The organism is Brevibacillus sp., from assembly GCF_003521185.1.
GTDB lineage: Bacteria > Bacillota > Bacilli > Brevibacillales > Brevibacillaceae > Brevibacillus > Brevibacillus parabrevis.
Map to the genome: position 1 here is coordinate 15,328 of NZ_DOTK01000007.1, position 17,118 is coordinate 32,445.

Below are 17,118 nucleotides of genomic sequence, written 5' to 3' on the forward strand. Positions count from 1 at the left end.
GAAGCTAGTCAACTTGAAAAGCGCCCAAGCTACTTTCCAAAAATAACATCCAGAACGCCAGCCGTTTCCCCGCCCGGATAGATGATATACAGCAGCGTGTACACCGTAGCTCCGGTAATGGCGGTCACAAACCAGACGATCGACGTCCACGGCCCGATTTTGCGGTGGGCGGCAATGTTGTTCTTGTAGGCGTGTCTGAGCGTGATCAGCCCCATGACTCCCCCTACGGTTGCCAGCACGATGTGAAAGACGAGAAACGTCTGATAGATTGGCTTCAAGCTGTCCGGCCCGCCGAAATGAGTATTCCCGACAAAAGCCGTTCTGGATACATACGTGATGAAGAAGATCGTCGCACAGATGGCGGCCCACTTCATGATCTTCATGTGCTTATCAATTTGTTTCTTCGCGACCGCATACCAGCCACAAGCGACAAGAATACCGCTGATGACGATAAACGACGTGCTTATCGTAGGCAGCAAGATGGACATTTCTACACCTCATTCAAATAATCTATCTATATTTTTATACCCGGCCTTCATCCATCGTCGGCGTTTTTCTCAGCAGGGCAACCGCGGGCTGCTCATCCATCGGCAGGTCTTCCTGCTTCTCCTGCTTATACCAGTGGTAGAAAACGTAGGCGAGCACGGAACCATACACAAGCTCCTGCACCAGTTTCATGATGATTCCACCAAGTCGCTGGTCACTGAACGTGTCGAGGCTCGGGAACAGTTGCGGAGCCGAGATGTACGTCGCATACAAAGGATCGGACGCGAAAATAATCAACGCACAGGCAGGGGTAATCAGCACCCCGTTGGCAAAAATGTACGTCAATTTTTTTAATCCCGCCAACTGTCTCTTGCTGTCGGACAATGGACTGACAATCGGCCACCACATAGCGAAAGCAGCGAAAATCAAGACGACATGGTAGACTGTCATCCACTCGTGATTAAGAGCCGCTGCATCAAATATAAACGGTATATGGTAGAACGAAAACAGCGTGTTGAACAATAATGCCGCTACCAGCGGGTGAGTAACCGCGCGAAGAATCGCTTTGAGCGGCCGCGGCTGAAAGATTTTTTCCAAAAGCCACTCCGGCATCGCCAAGAGCACAATCGGAGGCAGGGCAAAATACAAAATGGACTGCTGCAGCATGTGCAGGCTGAACAAGTAATGATGGCCATAATAGCTGATCGGGCTTCCTTGTGCCGCGTAAAACAGCAGCAAGCCAAAGACAAACAGCAGCTTTTGCTTTGCTGTCGCCGTGGTGGCATGTTCAAAACGCTTGTGCATGGGACCCGTTACCAGGAAATATACCGTGGCAATTAAAAGAGTGAAGAGCATCACGTCGGGACTCCACAAATCTGAAAAGGATGCCCCCGTGTTCATCGCTGACAGCTCGTGTTGATGCTGACCCATTCATATCCTCCCTTCGAGCTGAGCTTTATCTCGATTTGAATTTTTTTACATTCTAATCTACCTAATAAGGGTGCCCTCTATACAATCTCCATTATACCGTTGATTGCCTGCTTCTTTGATAAGAAAAATGAACAAAGTGTTGACAAATGCTTTGGCAAAAAAAAGAAGACCAGATCTCCTCTGGTCCCCTTGTAAAACGCGGTCTGGACTACACTCCGAAAGAAACGAATTTCGTCTCCAAATACTCATCCATACCGTAGCGTCCACCTTCGCGTCCGATGCCGCTTTCCTTGAATCCGCCAAACGGAGCTTGCGTCTGGGTCGGCGATCCGTCGTTGATGCCGACGATGCCGTACTCCAGCTGCTCTGCCATCCGGAAGCAGCGCTGGTTGTCACGCGTGTACACGTAAGCAGCCAGACCGTAGCGCGTATCGTTTGCCTGGCGCACGACGTCTGCTTCGTCTGAGAAACGAACGAGCGGAACAACTGGTCCAAACGTTTCTTCGTTTGCGATTTTCATCTCTTCGGTCACACCGGAGATAACGGTAGGCTCGCAATAGAAGCCATTTGCGTAGTCGCCTTCTGTCAGACGGTTGCCGCCGTATACGACTTGGCCGCCTTTTCCTTTCGCGTCCTCAATGTGCTCCAGCACTTTGGAAAGCGCGCGCTCGTTCACCAACGGTCCGATTTCGGTTTCCTTCAGTCGTCCGTCTCCCACTTTGGCCCGTTTCAGACGCTCGACCAATTTCTCGGTAAAGGCGTCGGCTACATCTTCGTGAACATACAGGCGATTCGTGCAAATGCACATTTGGCCGGAGTTGCGGAACTTGCTCTCAAACAGTCCTTTTACTGCCGCATCCAGATCGGCGTCAGGGAAGACGATGAATGGCGCGTGGCCGCCCAGCTCCATGCTGACGCGCTTCACTTGCTTCGCCGCTCCTTCCATCAGCAGCTTGCCGACGCGAGTGGAACCTGTGAAGCCGATTTTGCTCAGTTTGGGATTCTCGATAAACTCTTGGCCGATCGATTCCGGCTTGCCGATGACGAGGTTGACGACCCCTTTTGGAAAACCAGCCTTCTCGATCAGTTCAAACAAGCGAATGGCAGACAGCGGCGTCGCTTCCGCCGGCTTCAAGACTACTGTGCAACCGGCTGCCAGTGCAGGAGCGATTTTGCGTGCGACCATGTTCACCGGGAAGTTCCACGGTGTAATCGCGCCGACCACACCTACAGGCTGACGGAGCACCATGATGCGCTTGTTCGGCACGGACGAAGGGATCGTCTCTCCGTAAACGCGCTTCGCTTCTTCCGCATACCAGACGAAGTTGTCCGCTGCACCCAGCACTTCGCCTTTTGCCTCGCCAAGCGGTTTGCCCATTTCCGCAGAAATGATGCCTGCCAGCTCGTCACGGCTCTGTTTGACCAGTTCGGACAAGTTGTACAAATACTTGGAGCGCTCGCGAGCAGTCAAACGGGACCAGCTTCCAAAAGCCTCATGTGCAGCGTCAATCGCTTTTTGGGCATCGCGGGAATCTCCAAAAGCAGCGCTTCCCACGACTTCGCCCGTCGCCGGATTCACGATTTGAATCGATTCGCCGCTCTCGGCAGAAACCCACTCTCCATTGATATACATTTGCTTGTACTCTCCCATGACTATCGCTCCTCTCACTCTCTTCAATAAATTGGCTTTAGCGCCTCAAACGGATTTTTGCAATGCCGGCAATACAAAATGCTGCGGCATGCGGCAGGGCCAAACAAGTTGTCAATTTGCGTATAAGGGGAGTCACAGTAAGGACAGGACACTTCCCATGTATCTCCCGGTTTGAAATCGATTGGCGGAGGAGCAATGCCGAAGCTCTTTAGCTTCCCTCTCGCCTCTGGCACGATGCGATCGGACGTCCAGGCGGGATCGTAGACAAACTGAACCTCCACCTTGCTGATTCCGTCCGCCTCTACCAGCTTCGCTGCGATATTTTTTTTCATGATTTCCAGCGCAGGACATCCGACAAAAGTAGGGAGCACGTCGACATGCGCGACATCGTCCTCTACCCGCACCTTGTGGATCATCCCCATCTCTACCATGCTTATGACCGGAATCTCCGGATCAGTCACTTGCTGTAGCAGTTCCCAGCATGTCGCTTCCAGCCCGTCATGTACATGCATTCCTTCTTGCGCCATGCAGATCACCCTTTCTACCAGCCCGCGGCCGGATCGATGCGATATACTTCCGACAAGGTAGCCAAAGCTTGTGCAAGCTCCGGCGTATGCTGACCGTGACGACCGCGCTGCTCAGGCACTCCCGGCTCACCCGCCCACACGAGGCCCGCTTTTTCAAAAATGCCCTGAGTCAATGTGAGCCACTTCTGTTTCAACTCGCCTTCGCCGGCAATCAGCCCACAGCGGACGATCGCGTCGGCGTTCGCACCGAGCTGATAAAGCTCGCCTGCATCCTTCCATACTTTCTCAATCGCAGCTTCCAGTCTTTTCCGCGCTTCGTCTGTACTGTTGGCCAACTGCGTGAGCCAAACTTGCCAGTGCATCAGATGGTAGCGATGCTCCGTCATCATTTTGCGGCTGACCAGTGCCAGCGGTGTGTACGATGATTGGAGCAAAGACTCCAGGCGAACCTGTTTGTACAGTCCGTACACATAGCTGCGGACAATCGCATACGCCCAGTCATAGTGAGGGTCGGTGTTGTAGTCGCCTTCCCCGTTTTTTCGCTCGACCAAAATCGCATTGCGGAACGCATCTGCTTCCCGAAGCTGTGCGAGATCGTCCGCCTTGCCTACGCCGAGCTGTTCCAGCATCTCGTAAAACATCACGGCATGACCCATCATGTCCTGCGACATCGAAGAAAACGCGACGTCCTCCTCGATGTGCGGAGCCAGCCCGAGCCATTCCGAACCGCGATAGGCGAGAATGAAGTCGTCGTCAGCAAGCTGAAACAGCAAATCAGTCAAGGCTTGCGCGTATTCCGGGTTTTGTTTTGCCGCTTCTGTTGTTTCTACTTGTGAAAAGTCGCCCATGATTGTATCCCCTCCTGCTTAGCTGCCGCTTTCCGCATGCTTTTGTTTTTCTTCGTACTGTTCTCTGTGATGGCGCCATCTCGCCTGCAAGTCGCCATAGCCTCGCGTCTCCCGGTAGCTCTTGTTGTCGAGCCGCTCCAAAAACGGACGCTCTTCCGGCGACAAGCCGTAAATATCGTCGCGCTTCACCACCCAGATGTTAAAACAAGTCTCGCGGCGCAGGAAGTTTTCTCTCGCCATCGCGAGCGCAACTTCCTTGTTTGGAGCCAAGAGGCTGAACTGATGGACAAATGATGAGCTGACACTTCTTTGACTGAATACTTCGTAAATGAAAAAGTCGTCTCTGACTTCTGTTTCCTTGTTCATATCCATTCACCTACCCTACGTGGCGGCCGTACGACATGATTGCGTCGCGCACCCATTTTGTTTCTTCGTACGATGTTTCCCTAAGATTCAGACGATGAGCAGAGCGCGGGCCGTTCCCCTTGACGATCTGCTTGAACTGTTCCCAATCCGGCTGCTGATACACCCATTGGTCTTTTTCTTCATCGAAGTGAATCGTCTCATCCGGCACAGTGAAGCCGAGGTGGAAAATGCGTGGCAAATACTTTTTCAAAAACACTTGCCGCAGTTCCTCATTCGTCTGCGTGCGAATCTTGTAACGCATGTTGGCGGATTGGTTGCTCGTAATCGTACCGTTCTCAGGCGGCCCAAAGAACATCAAAAGCGATGGCCACCAGCGCGTAATCGCTTCTTGCAGCATCTGGCGCTGTTCCTCCGTGCCCTCTGCCAGCTCCAGGACGATGCTCTCGCCGTGCTGCGCATGGAATTTCTCCTCGGCGCAAATCCGGTGCAGCGCCCGCGCATACGGCGCATAAGATGTATCGAGCGACATGGACTGGGTAATGATAGCCGCTCCGTCCACCAGCCAGCCGATTACCCCTGCATCTGCCCAGGTTGGCGCTTCCATGTGGAACACATTGTGAAATTTCAGTCTTTTCGCAAACAAGTCATTCATCAAGTCTTCGCGCGTCTTGCCAAGCGGCGCCAGCAAATCTTCCGCTACCCGCAGCAAAAGCTGCCCGTGTCCCATCTCATCCTGCACCTTCGCCATGATCGCCAGCTTGCGGCGCAACGTCGGTGCCTTGGGTACCCATTCCTTTTCCGGCAAAGCCCCCATGATTTCGCTGATGCCGTGCATCGAAATCAGCTTGATCAGCTGGTTGCGGTAGTCGTCTGGCATCCAGTCGTCCGCTTCGATTTTTCCTCCGCGGTCGATTTTCGCTAAAAACGCTTCCATTTTTTCGTTTTCGGTCAGATCAGAACGTTCCATCTGTGTTTGCATGGAGAATACCTCCTTATTAGCCGTTGTCCATTATGTTAAAATCATACTACGTTTTTATAACGTTATAATAACATAACGTCATACGTTTTAGCAATATCCTTCCGCCTGGAACCTTTGCTTATTCCATCCGCCCGGACAGGACGGCCGCCTTTTTCAGCTGTTCTGCCATATGCCGCAGCTCTTGCATGACAGCGTCCAGCTCCTGAATGCGCGTAGATTGTTGCAGGCTGTGATTCAGCGTCTTTTCCATCTCGCCTGACACGGTGCCGACAAGGGCGTTCATCTCGTCGAGAATGCGAAAAATGTCCTTTGCCGACGTCGAGGTCGTCTGCGACAACTGGCGAATCTCTTCGGCGACGACAGAAAAGCCCCGGCCTGCCGCTCCGGCTCGCGCTGCCTCCAGGACGGCATTCAACCCAAGCACATTGGAACGGGTGGAAATGTTGCGAATCAGCTCATTGATCTGCGTCGTCTCCGCGATTTTCACTTCCATTTGTCCTGCCGCATCGCTCAGCGTATGGCTGGCCTGCGCGAGATGATCGGCGTCTTTTGCCAGGCTTTCCGTATGTACCGCAATGTTTTCCAAGGCGTTCGTCAAATTTTCCGCCAAGCCGCGCAGCCTGTCCTCCTGATCGGTCGTGACCCCTGTAGCCAGACAGCCCACTACTTGCCCCTTTTCCACGATTGGATAACCGACGGCAATATACGGAATGCCGTAAAGCTCCTTGGAGATCTTCTTCACCACCCGCTTGTTTTCCGCAATCGCCGTGGCATTGATGCTCCCCTGGCGCAGCTGGTCCCCGACTTTGATGCCCAGATTGAGTCCATGCGCCGGATAGTAAGCGAGAAACTTCTCCCGGTCGGTCACCCCGACCATGCAATCGAACAAAAAAGCCTTTTGCAAAATGGGGGCAACCATCAGCACGCTGTTTAACAGTTGAGACATGTATTTACCTCCTGACCAAGGGACGAAAACGGCTATTCTCTTCGCATCCGTCACGTTTGCGAAAAGAACAGCCATCGTCTCCACCTGCATCATCGATTGAATTACTTCACAATCTGGAATTTGCCGCCCTTCACTTCGACCATGATCATGCTGTCTTCCGTCAGTCCGTTGTGATCGTCATTCGAGAAGGTAAATTCCCCGGTAACTCCCACGTACTTCACTTTTTCCAAAACTTCGCCCAGCTTGGAAGCGTCGCCGCCTGCTTGCTTCAACCCTTCCACGAGCAAGTTCAGACCGTCGTAGCCGTATCCGGCAAAACCGTCCGGCTGCGAGCTGTACGCTGCTTGATAGCCTTCTGCGAACTTTTTGATGACCGCTGCTTGCGGGTCGTTTGCATCTACCTGATCCGGCACCAGCAGTTTGCCTGCTACCATCAGGACGCCTTCACCCGCATCGCCCACCAGCTCCAAAAACTTGCTGTTGGCTGAACCGTGGCTGCTGATGATCGGAATCGTCATATTGAGCTGTTTCGCTTCCTTCACAATCGTAGCCGGGCCAGGGTTCGTTCCTGCGACGATCAGCGCCTGTGCATCCGTTCCTTTGATCTTGGTCAGCTGGGAGCTCATCGACGGGTCCTTCGTGCCGTACTTCTCTTCCGCTACGATCGTAATGCCGTATTCAGGCGCGTACTTTTGCAATTGCGTTGTCCAGCCGCTTCCGTACGGATTGCTGTCGTTGAGCGTCGCGATTTTGGTAATGCCTTTTTCTTTCAAGTATTTGAAAATGCGCTTCGTGCCGTGTACGTCGGTATGCGGTGTTTTGAAAATGCCTGCGCGCACCGGATTGGTAATCTGATCCGCTGCTGCCATCGAAATCAGCGGCAGCTTCTCTGTTGCGGCAAATTCGGCCATGCCGAGAGATGGTCCGCTGCCGGAGGAGCCGAGGACAGCGACTACTTTTTCTTTGGAAACCAGCTTCTTGATCGCTTTCACAGCTTCCGTGTTATCCGACTTGTCGTCCTCAAACACGACTTCGACCGGGCGGCCATTCACTCCGCCTGCTCCGTTGATTTCTTTGACGAGCAGCTCAACGGCTTGCTTCTCCGGTACCCCAAGCGGGCTGTTCGGGCCAGTCAGAGAGAAAATCGCCCCGACTTTGATCGGTTCCCCGCTGGCGCCACCTGTTGCCGCCGTCTGTCCGCCCCCTGCTTCTGCCGCTGGCTTCGCGCCGCCGCCACAGGCGCTGAGCAAGACGAGCGAAGCAATCGCTACCGGATACAGCCACTTGCGAAACGTTCCTTTTTTCATGGTTAAGCCCCCTTGAGTATCTATCTTTTTATCAATGTCAAACCGCTTCGTGGGAGTGTCCCAGATAAGCAGATTGCACACGCGGATCGTTGCTGATTTCCTCAGCACTGCCTTCCAGCATCACTTCGCCTGTACTCAACACATAAGCCCTGTCGGAAATCGCCAGCGCAGCGCGAGCGTTTTGCTCAACCAACAACACGGTTGTACCCCACTCGGAGCGAATCTCCTGAACGATCGTCAATATTTCCTTGGCAATCAGCGGTGCCAAGCCGAGCGAAGGCTCGTCCAGGAGCAACAGCTGCGGCCTGGATAAAAGCGCCCGTCCGATCGCCAGCATTTGCTGCTGTCCGCCAGATAGCGTTCCCCCTAGTTGCCATTTCCGCTCTGCCAAAATCGGAAAGCGCTCGTAAACGGTCTGCATTTCTTTGGCGATCTCTTTTTTGCTCGTTTTGGGCATGCGGTGGGAAGCGCCCAGCCACAAATTGTCCTCGACGGTGAGCGTGGAGAAAATTTGTCGACGCTCCGGCACATGCGCCATCCCGCGCGGCACGACAAGCTCGGCCGGGATTCCGGTGATGTCGGCATCGCGAAACCAGATCTTCCCTTCTTTCGCTCCGTGCAGACCGCAGATGCAATTCAACAGCGTCGTTTTGCCAGCGCCGTTCGCCCCGAGCAGCGAGACGATCTCTCCTTCGTTCACTTGCATCGTAATTCCGTGCAGCACTTCTACAGGACCGTAGCGAGCCGTGACGCCGTCCACTTTCAAGATCGTTTTTCCCATCGTTTTCCCCCCTACTCCTCTTCCGTTCCCAGATAAGCCGCGATGACGCGAGGATTTTCCTGGATTTCACGCGGGGTTCCTTCCGCAATTTTCGTTCCCTGATCGAGAACCACGATGCGGTCGGCGATGGTCATAATCATGTCCATGTCGTGCTCCACCAGCAAAATCGCCGTTCCGCTGTCGCGAATCTCGCAAAACATCCGGCTCATTTCCGCTGTCTCCGTATGGTTCAAGCCAGCCGCAGGCTCATCGAGGAGCAACAGCCTTGGCCCTGCGACCATCGCCCGGGCAATTTCCATCAGCCTCAGCTTGCCGTAGGGCAAACTTCCCGCCAGCCGCTGGGATTCCGTCGCCAGCCCCACTTGTCCGAGCCAGGCATGTGCCTTTTGCTCCATCAGCTTCTCTTCTTTTTTGGCCTTGCCCAAATTCATGCCGCAGGAGAACAGGCTGGAGCTTGTCTTCGTATGCATCCCGACCATGACGTTCTCCAATACTGTCATGTCGTCAAACGTCTGGAGATTTTGAAAAGTTCGGGTAATGCCCAGCCCGGCGTATTCATAGCCCGGCACCTTCGTCATCGGCTTGCTCGCAAAGCGAATTTCGCCAGCGGACGGAGGAATGACGCCGGACACCATGTTGAGCACCGTGCTTTTGCCTGCTCCGTTCGGGCCGATCAGCGCCAAAATTTCGCCTTCGCGCACTTGAAAATCAACCTGATTGACTGCACGCACCCCGCCGAAATCGCGGGACAGCTCTTGTACTTCCAAAAGGGTCGTCATGTTGCCGCCTTCCTTTCCACTCGCTCACCAGACTGTGCTTTGACAGCAGCTTCCTTTGCCTTTTTGGCTTGCGCTTTTTCATAGACGGAACGAATACGCGGCACCAGACCTTCCGGCATAAACATGACAATCAAGACGAGTATGCCACCGAAAACAATCGTATCGACATCGCCCTGCAAGCCCGGGATGACTTCGCTGAGCAAAATCAGTCCCTCGCTGATAAAGCCGATCAGTACCGTGCCAATCAACGCTCCCCATATGCTCGTCATCCCGCCGATGACGACCATCGTGAGAAATTTGATCGACTCGTGCAGTCCAAAAGGCTGCGGATCGAGTATCCCCATGTAGTGAGCGTACAGACCGCCGGAAATTCCGGCGAACATGCCGCTGACGACGAAAGCGTTCAGCTTGAACTTGCTCACGTCAATTCCCATTGAGGTTGCGGCAATCTCACTCTTGTGAATCGCCCGAAACGCTCTGCCTACCCGCGAATGCAGCAGGTTGAGCGAGAACAGGAGCACACAAGTAACGACCGCCCAGATCAGATAGTACATGGACAGCTCGCTGCCTCCGAAGAACGGAACCTGTGGGATGCTGATCATCCCGCTCGCGCCCCCGGTGACTGGCTCCCATTCGGTAATCCCGATCTGGACGATATAGCCGAATGCCAGCGTCGCCATCGCGAGATAGTAGCCTTGCAGTCCCGCTATCGCTCGTCCGAGAATGAAGGCAAACAACCCAGGAACAATTGCCGAGGCGATGAGGCCGACGAATGGCGACAGCCCGTATTTGGTCGTCAACACCGCGGAAGTGTAAGCGCCGATTCCCCAAAAGGCTGCTTGTCCGAGCGAAATTTGTCCAGCCAGCCCCATCACCAGGCACAGCCCGATCGTCACGATGGCATGCAGCCCGATAATAATGCCGACGGAACGGTAATACTCATCTGGCATCACAAACGGGAAAACGATCATCAAAGCGACGTAAATTCCGAAGCCTTTTCCCCATTTTTGCAACAACTGCTTCATCTATAGCCCTCCTTTCCCCACGCTGCGCTCTCCGAAGAGTCCGGATGGCTTCACCAGGAGCATGCCGATCAAGACCAGAAACGCGATGGCGTCCTTCATCCCGGAGCTGACGTATCCGGCTCCGAGCGACTCGACAATCCCGAGCAAAAAGGCAGCCACAGCCGCGCCAAGCGGATTGCCCAACCCGCCGAGAATCGCGGCGGAAAAGCCTTTGATTCCAAGCAGCACACCGATGTCGTAGGAGGTCACGCTCAGCGGTGCGATGACGATTCCGGCAACAGCTCCGGTGGCTCCGCTGATGGCGAAGGCGAGCATGCTCATCTTCGTTGGAGAAATCCCCATCAGGCGGGCTGCCATCGGATTGACCGAACAGGCGTTGATTTTTTTCCCGAGAATCGTCTTTTCCATCAAATACCAGAGGAGAAACAAAATGATAAGGACAGCAGCCAAAATCCAAACGCTTTGCGTCGCGATCGTCACGCCCCCGAACGAGAGGGGTTCGTTGCTTGTAATCGGCTCCAGCGCAAAAGCATCCTTGCCCCAAATAAAGCTGGCGATCCCGCGGATTAAGGTGGAAATTCCTATTGTCAAAATTATCAAACTAATAGGACTAGCTTTTTTCACATAATCAATGACATATTTCTGCATGATGATTCCGATTGCCGTTACTGCCAGAATGGCAAGCAATGCTGCGAGTCCGTAAGGCAAATTCATCCCGATCAAAGCTACCGTAACCATTCCGCCGAGCATCAAAAACTCACCCTGTGCGAGATTGATGACCTTGCTCACGTTGTAAATCGTGATGAAGCCTACGGCAACAATCGCATAAATGCCGCCACTGACGAGGCCGTTTGCGACATACTGCAACAGTTCCGTCATATTCGTGCTGTACCCCCTCTTGTTTCGCGCCTTAACCGCTACCATCTAAAACGCTTACATTTTAATTAATGGAAATATTATTGAAGAAGAAATGCCCTAGCTTGTCACTAGGGCGCTTTCTTCGTAGCAACCGCTTAATGCACAGGTGCAACTTCATACACCGTCTCGAAGAATCGAACTGCCCCTGGATTTAATCGTTGATAATAGTTTTGGAACAATTGATCCGCCTCTTTGCCTAGCCACAGTTCCGGAAGCAGCTCCTGCGGCAAGTCCGGGTCGATAAACAAAAACTTGCGATATTCATGGACGAGCTTCGTCTTTTCCACAAAGCAGTGGCTGTCTGGCACTTCCTCGCCACTGTCTATTTTCGCGGATAGCTGCTCGAATTGTTCGCGGTAGTTGTCAATGAACTCTTTGTACTTCTCGTTGATTTCAGCGATGTTCCAGCACTTTTGCACCAATTGCTTCGGATCGCTCCAGCCCAGATGCTGCGCGCTGAAAATTTCTACATGGTCGGTGATTTCATGCGCCTCGGTCAACTCTTTCACCCGGTCTGCGAGATCGTTCGGGCTGATCCACGTGCTCGTCGTCAGCATCCCGAAGCCCATCCACCCCAGTTCCTTGCGCAGCTGATCCCGCAACGCGCGGCGTTCCTCCGGTATGTTGTAGCTGGCGATGCACCATTTTCCGTCCCAGACATCTGTCTCGACTTTATAAATGCGGGCTGCCGCTTCCTCCAGCCGTTTTTTCCCACGTTCGGATACCGAGTAGTAGCTCTTGTTTCCTACTTTTCTGGATTCCAGCCAGCCTTGGCGGAGCATCCTGGAAATGGCGGCGCGAACAGCCGGTTCGGACAGACCAAATTCTCCCATGAGCCGTGTCAGGCTGCCGATCCAGATCTCGCTCCCGTAATGGCGAACATATTCTCCATAAATCGTAAAAAGCATGGATTGTGGCTTCACGTTCTTCAACCCCCAAATCGATTCATACCTTTATGCTGTGAAATTGTACCATATTCTCTAGAAGGTGCGTGAATCGTTTGAGAGTATGACGATAAAATCGTATAACGTAATTTTAACGTTATTATATTAAAACATTTTAAAAGAGTCAATTTATTCTGTACAATTATTTTCCGCAGCGATTTCTGCCTGGAGCGCTTCAAAGCGCCGCCTGATTTCGTGCTTGTTGAAAATCGCCTGGGTAAACGAACCGACCCCGACGCGATTCCGGGCGGTGTCGGCTGTCACCTCGCACACCACCCGATTTTTCGTGACTTCCTGGCACACGGCTTTGAAGGTCACCACTTGACCCGCTACCGCCGGGCCGACATGGCGGATATCCACAGCGAAGCCGGAGCCTTCCTCATCCGCTTCCAAATAAGGCAAAATCACCTGACGCCCTGCCCATTCCATGTAGTAGATCATGCTGACCGTCGACATGACCGGATGCACAACCTCCCCTGCAAACTTGGGCAGCATGTCCTCTGTGACGACCACCGTAAATTCGGCAGTCGTCCCTGGCTTCAGTCCTTCCTTCACGCACATGCACCTCTCGTCACGCGTGATTGCTTTCTACACGCGCTCAATAATCGTCGCGATTCCCTGGCCCACGCCGATACACATGGCAGCCAGACCATAGCGAGCTTCCCTGCGCTCCATCTCGTACAAAAGCGTGGTCAGGATACGTGCGCCACTAGCTCCGAGCGGATGCCCCAAAGCAATCGCGCCGCCATTGACATTGACCAGATCAGGATTGACTCCCAGCTCTTGCACGCAAGCTACCGCTTGTGCGGCAAAAGCTTCGTTAAATTCAAACAGGTCGATATCGGCAAGCGACAGTCCCGCCTGCTTCAACGCCTTGTGCGTAGCCGGAATCGGCCCAATCCCCATGACAGAAGGATCAACGCCTGCCACTGCGGAAGCGACGATGCGGGCGCGCGGTTTAAGCCCGGCAGCCAAAGCCGCCTTTTGCTCCATGATAAGCAGGGCGCTTGCCCCATCGTTCAAACCGCTGGAATTGCCCGCCGTAACGGTGCCGTTTGCCTGAAAAGCTGGCTTGAGCTTTTGCAGTTGCTCTATCGTCGTCTCCGGGCGAGCGTGTTCGTCGCGGTCAAACAGCGTGACATCCCCTTTGCGCCCTCTCAGCTCGACAGGCACAATCTCTGCTGCCCATTTTCCTTCCGCCAGTGCTCTCGCGTAGTTTTGCTGGCTTCGCAGCGCAAACTCGTCCTGCGCTTCGCGGCTGATCCCGTATTGCTCGGCAACCTTTTCGGCTGTTTCGCCCAAGCTGATCGGCGGATACAGCTCGTTCATTTTATCGTTCACCAGCCGCCAGCCGAGCGTCGTGTCCACCAGTTGCTGATTTCCGCGCTGAAAAGCAGCTCCAGGCTTCATCATGACCAAAGGGGCGCGCGTCATGCTCTCCAGTCCGCCGGCAATGTACACTTCGCCAGCGCCTGCCTTGATCGCGTTCGCGCTTTGGTTCACGGCTTCCAGCCCAGAGCCGCACAAACGGTTGACAGTCACGCCAGGCACTTCGACAGGCAAGCCAGCCAAAAGCAGCGACATCCGCGCCACGTTGCGGTTATCCTCACCCGCCTGATTGGCACACCCCATCATGACATCGTCAATCGTTCCTACATCAAGCGGATTTCGTTCCAGCAATTTTTGGATAACCAAAGCGCCCAGATCATCCGGGCGCACCTCTTTCAATGCTCCGCCAATCCGTCCGATCGGTGTGCGTATCGCATCGATAATGACAGGTGTATTCATCTTCCACTCCTCCAGTACAGTAGGACATCCCGATTCATCTACAACGCTTCGACCAGCGTAGCCAGTCCCTGTCCGCCCCCGATGCACAGCGAAACGATTCCGTATTTCTTTTTGCGGCGGCGCAGTTCGTACAGGAGCGTGCCTGCCAGACGAGCGCCGCTCATGCCGAGCGGGTGGCCCAAGGCGATAGCACCGCCGTTCACATTGGTCTTCTCTGGGTCAAGCCCCAGCTCGCGCATGCAGGCGAGCGACTGGGAGGCAAAAGCTTCATTCAGTTCAAACAGGTCAATGTCTTCGACAGACAGCTTGACCTCGGCGAGCAGCTTGCGGATGGCTGCGACTGGTCCTATGCCCATAATGCGCGGGTCGACGCCAGCGCAAGCAAAATGCACGATGCGTCCCAAAGGCGCGGTACCCGAACGCTTCAACATTTCCTCATTCATGAGCAAAAGAGCCGACGCGCCATCGTTGATCCCGGAGGAGTTGCCTGCGGTCACGCTGCCGTTTTTGCGAAAAGCAGGGCGCAGCTTGGCAAGCGACTCCACACTGGAATCGCGGCGCGGGAACTCATCTGTATCAAACAGCGTTTCTTCGCCTTTTTTTCCTCGCAAAACTACCGGGATGATCTCTTCCTTGAACAAGCCGGCATCGATCGCCGCGATAGCACGTCTCTGGCTTTCGGCAGCAAACAAATCTTGATCCTCGCGGCTGATGCCGAACTTTTCGGCAACGTTTTCCGCCGTATCGCCCATGGTCAAATCTCCGTAGAGCGACACAGGCGCAGAGCGCGGGCCGCCGAACGATTCCATCAGCGTCTGTGCCCCGCGCTGGTACGGCTGCTCGAATTTCTCCATGATGTACGGCGAGCGCGTCAAATTTTCTACTCCGCCCGCAAGCATCGCCTGGCTGTGTCCGGTCTGGATGGACTGTGCAGCCAGATTGAGCGCTTCCAATCCGGAGGCGCAGACCCGGTTCACTGTCAGTCCCGGCACGCTCTCCGGCAACCCTGCTTTCAACAGACCTACGCGCGCGATATTGATGAACGGCCCCGCGGAAATGACGTTCCCCATAATGACTCCGTCGATAGCATCGCCTGTTTGCCCTGCCTGCGCCAAGGCGCCATTCAGCACGAGCGCAGTCAAATCATCCATAGGCGTATGCTTCAGACTGCCCCCGAGCTTGCCGATCGGCGTGCGAACGGCGGCAGCTACGTATACGTCGTTTCTGTTCATCGTCATGCCTTCGCCTCCGCCTTGCTTTCGTATGCGTAAAAACCTTGCCCGCTGCGTACGCCGACTCGCCCCGCCAGCACGAGCTTGCGCAGCAGCGGAGCTGTACGGTAGCGCTCTTCCGCGAGATCGCGCTGCAAGCCTCTGGAAATCGCATAAATCTCGTCCAATCCGATGCGATCCGCCCATTCCAGCGGACCATACGGATAGTTGGTGCCTTTTTTCATGGCAATATCAATATCGCGGGCAGTCGCCGCCTTTTCCATCAGCGTAAAAGCCGCTTCATTAATAATCAGGGAAAGAATGCGCGGGAAAACCAGCCCGACCTCGTCGTTGACGGCTTCCGTTTCTTTGCCAAGCGACTGGAAAAAAGCTTCCGCTGCTTGCAGCGTCTTCGCTTCTGTTTGCAGGGCCGGAGCAAGCTCAATCAGCTCCCGCTCCACCAGCGGAACCAGCGTGCCGAACCCGCACACCCGCTCGGGATGCTTCGTCCAGGAAGCGACCTCTGTCGCCGTGATCGCAAGCGAAGTCGTGAGAATCGGCACATCAGGGGCAAGCAAGCTGTCCAACTGGCGAATCTCCTCAGCCTTTTGCTCTAAATCGAGATTGCTGACCTCCACTGCGAACGCCACCGCCGCAGAATTTGTGGCGGCTTGCGCCAGGGACAGCACTTGATATCCTTTTTCTGCAAAAAGTTGGTGCAGCTCTGCAAAAAGCGGGCTTGTGCCCGTCAGCACGACCGCCTTATTTGTCATAGTCATAGAAGCCTTCCCCCGTCTTTCTGCCCAAGCTGCCGGCCTGAACCATCCGCTGCTGAATCCGGCTGGGCTTAAATCGTCCTTCATGGAAGAAGTCGGTGTACACCGATTCCGTTGTGGCAAAATTGATGTCGATGCCGATCATGTCCTGCAACTCAAACGGACCCATTTTGAAGCCGCCTGCGCGTTTCATGATTCGGTCGATCTGCTCTACCTCTGCCACATGGTCGCCCAAAATGCGCAACGCCTCGTTATAGTACGGACGCGCGATGCGATTGACGATAAATCCGGGCGTGTCTGTCACCAGCACGGGCACCTTGCCCAGTTCTGTTGCGAAGCGATACGCCGCCTGCACGTTGTCTTCGCTCGATTTTTTGCCGCGGATTACTTCGACGAGCGGCATGACTGGCGCAGGATTGAAAAAATGAAACCCGAGAATGCGCTCGGGATGAGGAAGCCCTCCAGCAATTTGCGTAATGGAAATGGAGGAAGTATTGGTCAGCAAAAGCGCGTCCGGTCTGCAAATGCGGCTTAGCTCGCTGAAAATGCCCTTTTTCAAATCGAGCCGCTCCGGCACGGCTTCGATGACAATATCGCACGCCGCCAGTTGTTCCATCTCTGATACGAGCTTTGCCCTGTCCAGCATGTCCGCTTTTTCCTGCTCGCTGATTTTGCCTTTTTCCACATCTTTTCCCGTGATCGATTGCAAGTAGGTCAGCGCTTTGTCCAAAACCGCCTGATTGGCATCCAAAAGCACGACCTGATGTCCTTTGCGAATGCAGACGAGAGCGATCCCCGCTCCCATCGTGCCCGCACCGATAACGCCTACTGTTTTTGTATTCACTAGACTTGTGCC

At 54.2% G+C, this 17,118-nt stretch carries 19 protein-coding genes; all 19 read right to left on the reverse strand.

The genetic code is table 11. The annotated features are described in order from the left end of the window. Positions 1-29 precede the first annotated feature (29 nt). Positions 30-488: a DUF420 domain-containing protein gene (locus tag DEP07_RS01675; protein WP_122964332.1), complete on the reverse strand. Its 459-nt coding sequence runs from the start codon at positions 486-488 to the stop codon at positions 30-32. Positions 489-522: 34 nt separating this feature from the next. Continuing rightward, entirely contained in the window at positions 523-1,416 is an 894-nt protein-coding gene (locus DEP07_RS01680; protein ID WP_122964331.1) for a cytochrome c oxidase assembly protein, read from the reverse strand. A 208-nt stretch (positions 1,417-1,624) separates the two neighbouring features. Then, complete coding sequence (locus DEP07_RS01685) at positions 1,625-3,067, reverse strand: NAD-dependent succinate-semialdehyde dehydrogenase (RefSeq protein ID WP_122964330.1); 1,443 nt, start codon at positions 3,065-3,067, stop codon at positions 1,625-1,627. Between the two features lie 23 nt (positions 3,068-3,090). Next, positions 3,091-3,594, reverse strand: coding sequence for a 1,2-phenylacetyl-CoA epoxidase subunit PaaD (gene paaD / locus DEP07_RS01690; protein WP_063230860.1), 504 nt, complete (start codon positions 3,592-3,594; stop codon positions 3,091-3,093). 14 nt (positions 3,595-3,608) lie between these two features. After that, positions 3,609-4,442 carry a 1,2-phenylacetyl-CoA epoxidase subunit PaaC gene (paaC, locus tag DEP07_RS01695; RefSeq protein WP_173596658.1) on the reverse strand — a complete coding sequence of 278 codons (834 nt, stop codon included), beginning with the start codon at positions 4,440-4,442 and terminating at the stop codon, positions 3,609-3,611. Between the two features lie 18 nt (positions 4,443-4,460). Next, positions 4,461-4,808, reverse strand: a complete 348-nt coding sequence (paaB, locus tag DEP07_RS01700) for a 1,2-phenylacetyl-CoA epoxidase subunit PaaB (protein ID WP_063230858.1) — start codon at positions 4,806-4,808, stop codon at positions 4,461-4,463. A 10-nt stretch (positions 4,809-4,818) separates the two neighbouring features. Then, positions 4,819-5,787: a 1,2-phenylacetyl-CoA epoxidase subunit PaaA gene (gene paaA, locus DEP07_RS01705; RefSeq protein ID WP_122964328.1), complete on the reverse strand. Its 969-nt coding sequence runs from the start codon at positions 5,785-5,787 to the stop codon at positions 4,819-4,821. Between the two features lie 118 nt (positions 5,788-5,905). Continuing rightward, the gene (locus DEP07_RS01710) at positions 5,906-6,733 is read right to left on the reverse strand and encodes a methyl-accepting chemotaxis protein (protein ID WP_280648601.1); all 828 of its coding nucleotides are present in this window, start codon (positions 6,731-6,733) and stop codon (positions 5,906-5,908) included. Between the two features lie 101 nt (positions 6,734-6,834). Further along, positions 6,835-8,040 carry an ABC transporter substrate-binding protein gene (locus tag DEP07_RS01715; RefSeq protein WP_122964326.1) on the reverse strand — a complete coding sequence of 402 codons (1,206 nt, stop codon included), beginning with the start codon at positions 8,038-8,040 and terminating at the stop codon, positions 6,835-6,837. 37 nt (positions 8,041-8,077) lie between these two features. Next, positions 8,078-8,821, reverse strand: coding sequence for an ABC transporter ATP-binding protein (locus tag DEP07_RS01720; protein ID WP_122964325.1), 744 nt, complete (start codon positions 8,819-8,821; stop codon positions 8,078-8,080). 11 nt (positions 8,822-8,832) lie between these two features. After that, positions 8,833-9,600: an ABC transporter ATP-binding protein gene (locus tag DEP07_RS01725; RefSeq protein ID WP_122964324.1), complete on the reverse strand. Its 768-nt coding sequence runs from the start codon at positions 9,598-9,600 to the stop codon at positions 8,833-8,835. Further along, positions 9,597-10,625, reverse strand: coding sequence for a branched-chain amino acid ABC transporter permease (locus DEP07_RS01730; protein ID WP_122964323.1), 1,029 nt, complete (start codon positions 10,623-10,625; stop codon positions 9,597-9,599). Before DEP07_RS01730 ends, DEP07_RS01725 begins: the two co-directional genes overlap by 4 nt. Next, positions 10,626-11,504, reverse strand: a complete 879-nt coding sequence (locus tag DEP07_RS01735) for a branched-chain amino acid ABC transporter permease (RefSeq protein WP_063230851.1) — start codon at positions 11,502-11,504, stop codon at positions 10,626-10,628. A gap of 134 nt (positions 11,505-11,638) precedes the next feature. Beyond that, positions 11,639-12,466, reverse strand: coding sequence for a phenylacetic acid degradation operon negative regulatory protein PaaX (gene paaX, locus DEP07_RS01740; RefSeq protein ID WP_287102020.1), 828 nt, complete (start codon positions 12,464-12,466; stop codon positions 11,639-11,641). A gap of 150 nt (positions 12,467-12,616) precedes the next feature. Beyond that, positions 12,617-13,042, reverse strand: coding sequence for a thioesterase family protein (locus DEP07_RS01745; protein ID WP_122964321.1), 426 nt, complete (start codon positions 13,040-13,042; stop codon positions 12,617-12,619). Positions 13,043-13,075: 33 nt separating this feature from the next. Continuing rightward, positions 13,076-14,275 carry a thiolase family protein gene (locus DEP07_RS01750; RefSeq protein ID WP_217022191.1) on the reverse strand — a complete coding sequence of 400 codons (1,200 nt, stop codon included), beginning with the start codon at positions 14,273-14,275 and terminating at the stop codon, positions 13,076-13,078. Between the two features lie 38 nt (positions 14,276-14,313). Further along, positions 14,314-15,513, reverse strand: a complete 1,200-nt coding sequence (locus DEP07_RS01755; protein WP_287102021.1) for a thiolase family protein — start codon at positions 15,511-15,513, stop codon at positions 14,314-14,316. Further along, complete coding sequence (locus tag DEP07_RS01760) at positions 15,510-16,265, reverse strand: 3-hydroxyacyl-CoA dehydrogenase family protein (RefSeq protein WP_122964318.1); 756 nt, start codon at positions 16,263-16,265, stop codon at positions 15,510-15,512. Before DEP07_RS01760 ends, DEP07_RS01755 begins: the two co-directional genes overlap by 4 nt. Continuing rightward, entirely contained in the window at positions 16,249-17,106 is an 858-nt protein-coding gene (locus DEP07_RS01765) for a 3-hydroxyacyl-CoA dehydrogenase family protein (RefSeq protein ID WP_122964317.1), read from the reverse strand. The genes DEP07_RS01760 and DEP07_RS01765 overlap by 17 nt, the downstream gene beginning before the upstream one ends. Positions 17,107-17,118 lie beyond the last annotated feature (12 nt).